This is a genomic window from Pseudooceanicola marinus (assembly GCF_002786295.1).
In the GTDB taxonomy this organism is placed as follows: Bacteria; Pseudomonadota; Alphaproteobacteria; order Rhodobacterales; family Rhodobacteraceae; genus Pseudooceanicola; species Pseudooceanicola marinus.
Genome location: NZ_PGTC01000008.1, coordinates 143,937 through 153,872 on the forward strand (window position 1 = coordinate 143,937; position 9,936 = coordinate 153,872).

At 61.7% G+C, this 9,936-nt stretch carries 11 protein-coding genes; 5 read left to right on the forward strand and 6 right to left on the reverse strand.

Annotated features, from left to right (window positions below):
• Positions 1 to 244: 244 nt before the first annotated feature.
• On the reverse strand, positions 245 to 913 hold the full coding sequence (locus tag CVM50_RS01225; protein WP_085889932.1) for a transglycosylase domain-containing protein: 669 nt from the start codon (positions 911 to 913) through the stop codon (positions 245 to 247).
• A gap of 269 nt (positions 914 to 1,182) precedes the next feature.
• Between CVM50_RS01225 and CVM50_RS01230 the strand changes: the two genes are divergently transcribed.
• From CVM50_RS01230 to CVM50_RS01240, 4 genes are all read left to right on the forward strand, one after another.
• Entirely contained in the window at positions 1,183 to 2,472 is a 1,290-nt protein-coding gene (locus CVM50_RS01230; RefSeq protein ID WP_085889931.1) for an MFS transporter, read from the forward strand.
• Between the two features lie 43 nt (positions 2,473 to 2,515).
• A complete protein-coding gene (locus CVM50_RS22125) occupies positions 2,516 to 2,644 on the forward strand; it encodes a hypothetical protein (protein ID WP_269778392.1) in 129 nt (42 codons plus the stop codon).
• Positions 2,645 to 2,984: 340 nt separating this feature from the next.
• The gene (locus CVM50_RS01235) at positions 2,985 to 3,434 is read left to right on the forward strand and encodes a MarR family winged helix-turn-helix transcriptional regulator (RefSeq protein ID WP_085889930.1); all 450 of its coding nucleotides are present in this window, start codon (positions 2,985 to 2,987) and stop codon (positions 3,432 to 3,434) included.
• Entirely contained in the window at positions 3,427 to 4,134 is a 708-nt protein-coding gene (locus CVM50_RS01240; RefSeq protein WP_085889929.1) for a deiodinase-like protein, read from the forward strand. Before CVM50_RS01235 ends, CVM50_RS01240 begins: the two co-directional genes overlap by 8 nt.
• Before the next feature lie 279 nt (positions 4,135 to 4,413).
• Here CVM50_RS01240 and CVM50_RS01245 read toward each other — a convergent pair whose 3' ends face one another.
• The 5 genes from CVM50_RS01245 to CVM50_RS21900 all read right to left on the reverse strand — a co-directional run bounded on the left by CVM50_RS01245 (position 4,414) and on the right by CVM50_RS21900 (position 8,580).
• Entirely contained in the window at positions 4,414 to 5,076 is a 663-nt protein-coding gene (locus tag CVM50_RS01245) for an SCO family protein (protein WP_085889928.1), read from the reverse strand.
• Between the two features lie 120 nt (positions 5,077 to 5,196).
• Complete coding sequence (locus CVM50_RS01250) at positions 5,197 to 6,609, reverse strand: PepSY-associated TM helix domain-containing protein (protein ID WP_085889927.1); 1,413 nt, start codon at positions 6,607 to 6,609, stop codon at positions 5,197 to 5,199.
• 80 nt (positions 6,610 to 6,689) lie between these two features.
• Complete coding sequence (locus CVM50_RS01255) at positions 6,690 to 7,034, reverse strand: hypothetical protein (RefSeq protein ID WP_143515657.1); 345 nt, start codon at positions 7,032 to 7,034, stop codon at positions 6,690 to 6,692.
• Between the two features lie 401 nt (positions 7,035 to 7,435).
• Positions 7,436 to 8,053, reverse strand: a complete 618-nt coding sequence (locus CVM50_RS01260; protein WP_085889925.1) for a glutathione S-transferase family protein — start codon at positions 8,051 to 8,053, stop codon at positions 7,436 to 7,438.
• A 197-nt stretch (positions 8,054 to 8,250) separates the two neighbouring features.
• Complete coding sequence (locus tag CVM50_RS21900; protein WP_232618114.1) at positions 8,251 to 8,580, reverse strand: hypothetical protein; 330 nt, start codon at positions 8,578 to 8,580, stop codon at positions 8,251 to 8,253.
• Between the two features lie 246 nt (positions 8,581 to 8,826).
• On the opposite strand from CVM50_RS21900, the gene CVM50_RS01265 reads away from it, so the two are divergent.
• Positions 8,827 to 9,936: an S-(hydroxymethyl)glutathione dehydrogenase/class III alcohol dehydrogenase gene (locus tag CVM50_RS01265; protein WP_100148409.1), complete on the forward strand. Its 1,110-nt coding sequence runs from the start codon at positions 8,827 to 8,829 to the stop codon at positions 9,934 to 9,936.

Sequence of the window (9,936 nt, forward strand, 5' to 3'; positions counted from 1 at the left end):
GCGATCGCTCCGGGATTGCAGTGGTGGGCACCTTGCAAGCGGACCTTGATGGAGCGGAGCGTCGATGGCTGCTATGCGCAGGAAGCGGACCCGCCAAGCGGGCTGTCTTCGGCCGCACGTATAGGCGCTTCCGGCCCACTTCGGACATTCGCCAAGCTGGCTCCGCTGCAGCGCAGCTTCCACAAACTGGACGTCAGTGGCATCGCGCAGCAAGGTCTGGCACGCCAAGGTCAGCAGTGCGGGACTAACTTGCCGTTCGCCGGCACCCCTCCAGCCAAACATCTCCATGGTCGAGCGGCGCGCACTCGTCCGCAATCATGCGCTCGATCCGTTCCACCCGAGCCGCAAGCTCCTCGTCGGTTCGCAGCAGATCGAACGAACTCGGTGCAATTAGCACGGCAACCAGGCTGAGGAATTCTTTTTCTGCAACCTGAGACGGCGGGGCACCAAAGACCTCGGCGCTCGCTTCGAAAAATCCAGTCATCCAGCCTTGCGGTCCGCGGCCCATTTCCACGGTGTCGAGCCAGAGAGCGAGGATTTGATCCTTGGTCAGGTTCTGCTCCAGGCCCAGGGCGTAGCCGGTCTGCCGCACCTTGCCGATACCGGGTTGGAAGTGCTCGAAGGCGAGCCTTTTAGAGACGGACTGGGAAATGGTTGTAGCGCCGGCGCCGACCGTACTGAAGTCCACACCACTGTGGGTCCGATAGGCAGGGTCCTGAACGCGCAGTAGCCACTGAAGACGTTCTGCCCCCAAATCTGCGCCGCCTCGACCTACCTTAATCAGTTCGTTCGCCTGACTGCGCAGGTCCTCTGAGGCGAGATTGGCATCATAAAACCCTTTTCCTCCGTAGGCCGCGAGGGCTGCTACGAGCAAGGCGACCACCAAGCTAAGGTACTTAAAGATACGACGCATGCGAGTAGCTATACATCCGGCCTCGCGGTAGTGGGAAGGTCCAAAACGGACTCCAAGCCGACCTTCGCGACTGGTCGACGCTCCGGAGGCACAGGTGAGACGGGTAGCCCGGCCAAGACCGGCCCAAAACGAGTGTTCGGGACACTTGCTGAGGATGGCGGCGTTGAGCCCAAACCTACCGAGTATTGCGCCCGTTATGAATACCCGCTTCAGTGGAAACGCCACAATGACGGTTGCCCTTTGTCCATTTGTGACTGAAGTTTCCGGGCATGGTGCCTGACGCAGATATACCCTTTGCAAAGCTACCGCCCCCCGTGCGTCGGCATGTCTATCTCTTTCAAGGACACCAATTTCTAGATCGTTTTGCCATGGGCGTGATCGTTGCCGTGACAGCTCTTGCCCTTCAAGGACGCGGCTTGGGTGTTGGTGAGATCGGCGCACTCTTTGCCGTCTACGCCGCTGTCGCCATGATCGCGGAACTGCCCTTTGGCGGGGTGGCCGATGGTGTGGGGCGCAAGCCAGTCTTTCTGATCGCAACAATTGCGAGCCTGATGGCCTCCATCATGTTCATCACATCCGATGCGTTCTGGCCACTCGCCGCATCGTTCGGATTGGTGGGCCTGGGGCGTGCATTGCGGTCGGGAACGCTGGACGCTTGGTATGTGGAAGAGCTGCATGTTCGCGCGCCCGGTGTCGAAATTCAGCCCCTTCTTGCGCGTGCACAGACCGCAAATTTCGCGGGTCTAGGATTTGGCGCGATTGTGGGCGGGTTCCTTCCTGGCCTCGTCGCAGGCAATGATCCTTCCGACCCATTGGTTGGCCGCACAGTCTATGACGTGTCGTACGGTGCAGGAATTTTGCTAACGCTGGGCGTGATTGTGTACACGGTCCTTTTGGTCCGGGAACCGGCTCGCCCGATGAATGGTGCAGGTGTTCGGCGTGAAATACGCGCCGTCCCGCGTACGATCATTGAAGGGGCACGGCTTGCGATCTCGCACCGCGCGCTCCTTCTGCTTCTCGGGATTCTGACCCTCATGCTCTTCGCCACTAATCCGGTCGAGGTGCTTTGGCCGACAGTGGTGCAGACCATGCTCGATCCCGAACGCGCGGCCACCATGGTAGGGATTCTGACTGCAGGATATTTCTTAGCTATTGCTGCGGGCGCGAGCCTCGCCGGACAAATTGGTCGACTGTTTGGTGGTTGTCACGCGCTGATGCTTGCGGCGGTTCTTGCAGCGCTCATCGTTTGTCAAATTGCGCTCGCCCTGCAGGCGTCTCTTATCGGGTTTATCGTTGTCTTTCTCGTTTTTTCCGTGATGCTCGGGCTTTCAGAATCTCCTGCAGCAAGCATCTTGCACGCCTATTCGCCGGACAACCGCCGCTCCACTATTCTTTCGGTTCAGTCGCTGCTCAAACAGCTCGGTGCGATGGTGGGTTTGCTTGTCCTCGGTGCGGTAGGCGAGACGGAAGGTGTGGATATTGCCTGGATTGCCGGAACATTTGGTCTCGCAGCTGCCGTCGCATTTGCGATGCTGCTGGCTCGGCATATGAGACCTTAGCTTTTGGCCGACTGTTTCTAGGTCCCAAGCGAGGATTGACACCATGGCTTCTTCGGACTTGGAACACGCGGACCTTCAGAAGAATTTCATGGATGTCCGCTCCGTCCGCAACCAGGCCGTTCGTGCCAAGCGCAGCGAAAGTCGGCTCTCCGCCCTTCGTGTCGGCGCCTGACGTCATGCTGCGGCTTGCACGGATGTCGCGGAAGGGCTGGGACCGGCCTTTTGCTGCGTCGGCCATGAACGAGCCCTAACGGATGGATTCGATTGTTCTCTGCGCCTGGCGCAGGTGGCCTCTATGTGACTGAGGGGATCTATCGATTAGGCAGCCAGGTGAGAGCTGTAGCCTTGCGACCATCGCTAACGGGCTGCGCAGAGGCTCGGAGCTTTCTTCACCTAACGCTGCAACCGTTTTGTGCGTCGGCTTCCTAGAGGATCGGGCGGGCATACTCAGCTCGAACACGAGCGATGCGAAACTGATTGCTATATGCACTGATTGTATATAGCAGTTACCCATGAGCTATGAGAACTTCATACAGTACTGGGTCAATCACCTGGGATTTCAGCTCCGCAAGGAGCTTGAGGAAACCTTTGCCGCGGCCGGAAAGAAGGTGACAAGCGAGGAATGGGCCTTGTTGCTGATCCTTGATCAGCATGAGCAGTTGAGCCCACGCGACCTGTCACGCTTGACTTTGCGCGATCCCACAACCGTCTCCCGGCTCGTGGACAGGCTTGAGAGTAAGGACCTGGTCGAAAGGATCCGCACGCGCAGGGATCGCCGGGTCGTGGATGTGGTGATGACGCCTGCCGGCCGTTCCATCTTCGCTGACCTGTCAAAAGCCGCTGAGACCGTCATCGATACCTCGATGAGAGGCATCGGCCCCGAGGACGTGGCGCAGGCGCTTCGAGTCCTGAAGAAGATGTCCGAGAACCTATCCGCTCCAGAAAGGAAGCAAGATGTATAATTACGACCAGTTCAGTGCGAATGACTATGATCTTGTCAATTTTCGTGGGCCGATGCCGGGTAGCCCTGCGCCTGATGTCACGGTTGCCGGGCTCGACGGGACGCCTTCTCGGCTTCTGGATTTTGAGGGGGACTTCCTGGTCCTGGAAATGGGGAGCCTGACCTGCCCTCTGTTCCAAGGGCGCCGGAAGACCATGAGCAGTCTCCACACTGACTACCCGAACGTCGACTTCGCCGTGCTTTACGTTAGGGAGGCCCATCCTGGTGCCGCCATTTCCTCGCATCAGTCCAATGAAGACAAGAAGGGATGCGCGACCTTGCTGCACTCAGACGGGGAGCGGCGGAATATCCTGGTGGACGACCTCGAAGGAACCGCTCATCGCGCCTTCGGAGGCTATCCGAACTCGGTCTTCATCATCAATCGCAATGGCTGCGTGGTCTATGCCTCTGACTGGAACAACCCGGAAGCCACGGGGCGAGCATTGTCCCTACTTCTGGAGGGCAAGCCAGCCAACCTGAAAGCCTGGTTCAAGCCGGTCGCGCCCTCGGTGAGCCTCAGGATTCTGCGTGCAGGAGGAAAGGGGTCCTTGGCCGACTTCCTGCGGGGATTGCCGCGGTTGATCTGGAACAATCTCGTGCTTCGAAACATTCGCTTGCTGCGCGGAAAGTCCGTGTCCACGCCCCCTGATGCAGTCTGTTGAGCGGGGGTGCGTCGGTAGGGAGTTGTTCATGCTGCGCCGGGCAAGGACCAAGGCTATAAGCTTTCGCGGGTGCCACCTTCCGCCCCCCGGGGGGTACCCTGAAAATCTGGGCCAAATGCTCCTGACCGGTGAGGGGACCGCAGTTTTCGTGCTCGGCTAATTGGAGAAAAAAGCCCACCTGCCGGAGTTGGAAAGGTGGTCGCCTGATCGTGCCTTGAAGCCCAGCCGATCTCTTCGCTGACAACGGAAGGCCCCCTGTCCCGAGGGCCTTCGCGCCTTTCAGATCATCTGGCCCCGCACGGTGTAGCAGATAAGGCCCAGCAGATCGTCGGACATCTGCGCGCCGCGCCCGGCAGGGTTGCCGGCGATGAGGTTGGCCAGCTTTTCCTCCGCGACCCCTGGCGGAGCTTGATAGGGGATCGTTTCGACGAACATGCCGTCGGCATCGAAGAGCATGACGTAGGAGGTGTGGGCCATCGTGTAGCCACCACCGATCAGGTCCATGCGCCTGGCGTAGATGTCGAAGGACTTCACCGCCTTGGCCGCCTCGGCCAAGGACCCGGTGGCCCCCTGGGCCCCGGGCACCCAGGAGACGTAGTCGCCCAGCAGGTCCAGCGTGTCGCGCTGCGGATCGACGGAGACGAAGTAGACCGGCAGGTCCGCCGCGCCCGGTACCGCATCCTTCCACATGGAAATGTCGCCCATGGTGGTGGGGCAGATGTCCGGGCAGTGGGTGAAGCCGAAGAAGACAACCGTGGGGCCGTTCTTCAGCGTCTCCTCGGTGAAGGTGCCGCCGCCGGTCAGTTGCAGCTCGTAGTCGCCACGTCCCAGCAGGGCAATCTTGTTCGCCTCGATGCGCTGTGCCAGCAGTACCAGGGTGAAGACCGTCACGACCGCGACGGCCGTTAGGGTGATGCAGATCCGTTTTCCCGTCAGTTTCATGTCAGTTGTGTCCTTCAATGTCGGCGTTCGCCATGCTTGCGCTCAGGGTGGGGGCAGGAAGGCTGCGGCGAGAGGGGTGGCCCTCGCCGCCAGAGGGCCTGGAGGCCCTTAGGGCTGCGCTCAGGCGCTGCGCAGGCGTCGGCGATACAGGTGGGCTGCGAGCTCGCCCGCCACCAGCACCAGCATCGACAGCCCGACCAGCGGGAAGAAGAAGCCAGCCAGTACGGCCAGGACCAGCAGGGTGCGGGGGATGCGCCAGTCGGTCGGCACGGTGGGCACGCCCAGGGCGCCGGAGGGGCGGCGCTTCCACCACATGGTCGCGCCCGAGATACAGAGCCCGACCATCGCGAGGCAGGCCGCCAGTAGTACCAGCTGGTTCAGCAGACCCCATTCCTGTCCCATGTGGACGCTGATCCCCCATTCGGCCCAGCGACCCAGCGTGCCGAGATCCTCCAGACCGGCATCGTAGAGCACCTCGCCGCTGTACTGATCCAGGTGGATGACCCGTTCATGGGTGATGTCGTCGGGATAGACCGAGGCGGTGAAGACCCCGGTCGGATCGCCCGGAATGGTGACGGCGTAGCCGGGCACGATCCCTAGCTCTTCGACCCGCGCAACGACGGTATCCAGCATCCGTGGGGCCACGGTCTGGACCGCACCGGCGGCGGGCTCAGCCGCAGCGTGGCCCGCGTGGGCGCCACCTTCGGGCGGTGCGGACGCCGGGACAGGCTGCCGTTCCATGATCCAGGGCGCGCGGTCAACGACCGCCTCGGTGGGCACCGTCGAAAGCGGCACGCCGGACCAGTAGCCATCCGGCATGCCAAGGCCGAGCGCATAGGCGGTGTCGTAGAATTTGGCCCCCCAGACGCCGGACCAGGGTAGGCCGGTCATGGCCAGGAAAAGGATGAAGATCCCGGTGTAGATCCCGGTGACCGCATGCAGGTCCCGCCACCAGGGGCGGCCTCGCGTCGCCTTGATGCGGGTCGTGCCGATGTTCTTCCGGCCGCGCGGCAGCCAGAGGTAGACCCCGGTGCCGACCAGCAGGACCATCCAGCCTGCTGCCGCCTCGATCAGCCGGTTGCCGAACCAGCCGACATACTCAAGCGAGTGCAGCTTGCGGACCACGTACATGGTCGGGCTGCCCGCCGCGCCGCCGTCCCAGAGCGTGCCGAGGACGCGGGCGTCATGAGGATCGACATAGACCGTATTGCGCAACCCGTCCGGACCGAGGATGTCGACCTCGGCGCTGCGATCAGGCATGGGCGCCGGTGTATAGGCTTTCAGGCTCCCTGGATGGGCGACAAGGGCGGCCGTCGTGATCTCGGACGGGGGCCGGGGGGCCGTGTCCTGCGCCTCGACGAAGCGCAGGTCGGAGTGGGCGGCGTTGTTGATCTCATCCTTGAAGAGATAGATCCCGCCGGTGATGGCGAGGATCAGGACGAAGGGCAGGACGATCAGCCCCGCGATGAAGTGCCAGCGCCAGATAGCGCGATAGAGCGCGGCACGGGCCGCGCGTGGATGGGGGGCTGTCATTTTTGCATTCCACAAGGTCCGTCAATCGGACGGAGATAGAGCTGGCCCGCGCAGAGGGGCGGGCGGTCGAACTGGGGACGTCAGGCGGCCCGCGGGGGTGCTCTGGTGGAATGGCTGATGTTGCGGCCCTGGGCCGCGCGCTGGAGCGCCTTGAGATGCTGCCAGTCATCTTGCGGAATGAACCCGTAGGTCCGGGCCGGGACACGGGACGCGGGCGGTTCCGGCGTGGCATGGCAGAAGGGACAGTGGTGCCCGGGAAGGGCCTGATCCGCGCACAGATCCGCAAATAGGGGGCCATGGGTCACGGCCTGGACAATCCGGGCGTGACTGGCGCGATCGGGGGCCATCATGACGGCGGAGACCACGCTGGTCAGCGCCAGGCAGAGGCTGAGCGCGAAGGCGAAAACCATGGGGCTCCGAGTCATCATTTACGCCCTTTGCCACCTGCGGCCAGGTCGGGAAAGGAGCCAATTCGCCGCAGTGGTCTCGTCTCTTTGTTGGCTAAGGGCTCTTAAGAACTGACGGACCAAAGTGCGCAATGGCATGTTCCGCTCATGACAAGGGGCACTACGGCAATGTTGGCCTTCCACCGGCTGAAGGCACCGCGCGCTCTTCAGAACAACCAGACAAAGTATACGTTATAGCAGTGCATGTCTGGCTTGGAGCGACTAGCCACGAGGTTCAGGCGTCCTGATGCAGCCGCAGGCTCGGGATCGCTGGGCCCATGGCGCCGGTTGCGGCACGAACCGGTCTTCTGTGGCATCGCACAGCATGGTTCGGAAGGCGAAGGTCTGCAGTTCGGACTTTTCTGCCGTTCGGCCTTTTTTCAGGTTAGCCCCGTCATGACAGCCTTGCGATAGGCCGGGCGTTCAGAGAGGCGACCATACCATGCCTCAAGCGCAGGATGCTTTGGCCGTTCGATTGACATGCTGAACCAGGCATAGGCGATGCAGCCCAAGGGAATGTCGCCGAACCCGAACTCAGCGCCTGAAAGCCATTCGCTTTCTGAAAGGGTATCATCAGCAATGCTCATGAGAGTGGCGCACTGCGCAAGACCCCGTTCTACGGCCACATCATCACGCTGTTCCGGCGTAGAGCGCACCAGATTCCAGAACAGATCCCGGAAAGGCACTGCGAAAGAAAGCGATGCCCAGTCCATCCATTTGTCGGCCACCGCCCAGATGCGCGGGTCCGAAGGTGCAAACGGGGTCGTCCCATATTGTCTTGCAAGATATCTGACGATGGCGTTCGATTCCCAAAGCACCAGATCCCCGTCCTTGAGAGACGGCACCAAGCCGTTTGGATTGAGCGCGCGAAACTCCTGAGAATTTACAACACCGAACGCACCTCCAGCAGGGATATGTTCGTACTTCAGTCCAAGTTCTTCGGCACACCACAGTACCTTGCGGACATTGGTGGAATTGTTGCGGCCCCAGATTTTCACACTTCGTCTCCTGTCAGATCACGCCTAGAATACCGACCGCCAAATCAGGAGAAAAGGGCTCAGTCCAGCCGTTCGCCACGGGCTGTCCGAACGACCGCTGTCGGCTTAGCGTAGAATTTCACACGCGCCCGCAGAAGACCCGAGCGCCGCCTAATTCTTTGCGTTCACACGCAATACTTGCTCTTAATCTCAAAATCTTAGCTGCCGGTGGTATGACATGCCACGGGAGGTGGCACGCCATTTTTCGTCGATGTCCTTGACATGTTCTCCTTTGCGTTCGTCATGCTCATGCTCCTCCTGCAGGTGGACCTCTGGGGTTCCTGGTCGCGGTCCCCTTGAGAGGCATCTGTGACCCGCCACTCCTCCATCTGGGCTTTGATGATCCTCTCCGCGTTGGTGCCATGGAACATTTCGAGGACCCGCGCTTCCTCGTTGGTGCTGAACGTCGGCAGCTCAATGCGTTCGCTGAGCGCCACATCATCATCGTTGCGCGCAGCCACATGATGGCGGGGAACATGCAGGTCCAAGCGTAAATCGCTATACGATGCGGGTCTCGCGCCACAGCCCGTCATATGAATCCGTTGACGTATCAACTCATGTGGGCAATGGTGACATAGGTTGATTCGTCAACCGGCGGTTGGAGGAGGCCGCCACAACGGGAGGTATCCGAATTGGGTTGATGGACCGCGGGCCGCAGAGGGCTGCTCCGTGTCCGACGGTCTGAGGGGCGCCCCCGGTTGTCACAAGTTGAGGCAAGAGGGGCCGAACGCCAGATGAAAACCCGTGCAGCCGTCGCCTTCGAGGCGAAGAAACCTCTGGAAATCGTCGAGCTCGACCTGGAAGGCCCGAAGGAGGGCGAGGTCCTGGTCGAGATCATGGCCACCGGCATCTGCCACACCGACGCCTACACTCTGGATGGTCTCGACAGCGAAGGCATCTTCCCCTCCGTTCTGGGCCACGAAGGCGCCGGCGTCATCCGGGCCGTGGGTCCGGGCGTGAAATCGGTGAAGCAGGACGATCACGTCATCCCGCTCTACACCCCCGAGTGCCGCCAGTGTAAATCCTGCCTCTCGGGCAAGACCAACCTGTGCACCGCGATCCGCGCCACCCAGGGCCAGGGCCTGATGCCCGACGGCACCTCGCGCATGTCCTACAAGGGCGAGGCGATCTACCACTACATGGGCTGCTCGACCTTCTCGAACTTCATCGTGGTGCCGGAGATCGCCGTGGCGAAGATCCGCGAGGACGCACCCTTCGACAAGGCCTGCTACTGCGGCTGCGGCGTGACCACGGGCGTCGGCGCCGTGACCAACACCGCCAAGGTGACGCCCGGTTCGAACGTCATCGTCTTCGGCCTGGGCGGCATCGGTCTGAACGTGATCCAGGGCGCCCGCATGGTCGGCGCGGACAAGATCATCGGCGTGGACCTGAACGACGCCAAGGCCGACTGGGGCCGCAAGTTCGGCATGACCGATTTCGTGAACCCCTCGAAGATCGACGGCGACATCGTGCAGCACCTGATCGCCATGACCGACGGCGGCGGCGACTACACCTTCGACTGCACCGGCAACACCATGGTGATGCGCCAGGCGCTGGAAGCCTGCCACCGGGGCTGGGGTGTGTCGACCGTGATCGGCGTGGCCGAGGCGGGCAAAGAGATCTCCACCCGTCCGTTCCAGCTGGTGACGGGCCGCGTCTGGAAGGGCTCCGCCTTCGGCGGCATGAAGGGCCGCACCGAGGTGCCGAAGATCGTCGACTGGTACATGAACGGCAAGATCGAGATCGACCCGATGATCACCCATGTCCTGACACTGGAAGAGATCAACAAGGGCTTCGACCTGATGCACGCCGGCGAGAGCATCCGCTCCGTGGTGGTCTTCTGA

What these genes read in the sequence shown, in the direction of transcription:
- CVM50_RS01225 (WP_085889932.1), bottom strand. Translation starts at nt 913, where the DNA reads ATGCGTCGTATCTTTAAGTACCTTAGCTTGGTGGTCGCCTTGCTCGTA.
- CVM50_RS01230 (WP_085889931.1), top strand. Translation starts at nt 1,183, where the DNA reads ATGGTGCCTGACGCAGATATACCCTTTGCAAAGCTACCGCCCCCCGTG.
- CVM50_RS22125 (WP_269778392.1), top strand. Translation starts at nt 2,516, where the DNA reads ATGGCTTCTTCGGACTTGGAACACGCGGACCTTCAGAAGAATTTCATG.
- CVM50_RS01235 (WP_085889930.1), top strand. Translation starts at nt 2,985, where the DNA reads ATGAGCTATGAGAACTTCATACAGTACTGGGTCAATCACCTGGGATTT.
- CVM50_RS01240 (WP_085889929.1), top strand. Translation starts at nt 3,427, where the DNA reads ATGTATAATTACGACCAGTTCAGTGCGAATGACTATGATCTTGTCAAT.
- CVM50_RS01245 (WP_085889928.1), bottom strand. Translation starts at nt 5,076, where the DNA reads ATGAAACTGACGGGAAAACGGATCTGCATCACCCTAACGGCCGTCGCG.
- CVM50_RS01250 (WP_085889927.1), bottom strand. Translation starts at nt 6,609, where the DNA reads ATGACAGCCCCCCATCCACGCGCGGCCCGTGCCGCGCTCTATCGCGCT.
- CVM50_RS01255 (WP_143515657.1), bottom strand. Translation starts at nt 7,034, where the DNA reads ATGACTCGGAGCCCCATGGTTTTCGCCTTCGCGCTCAGCCTCTGCCTG.
- CVM50_RS01265 (WP_100148409.1), top strand. Translation starts at nt 8,827, where the DNA reads ATGAAAACCCGTGCAGCCGTCGCCTTCGAGGCGAAGAAACCTCTGGAA.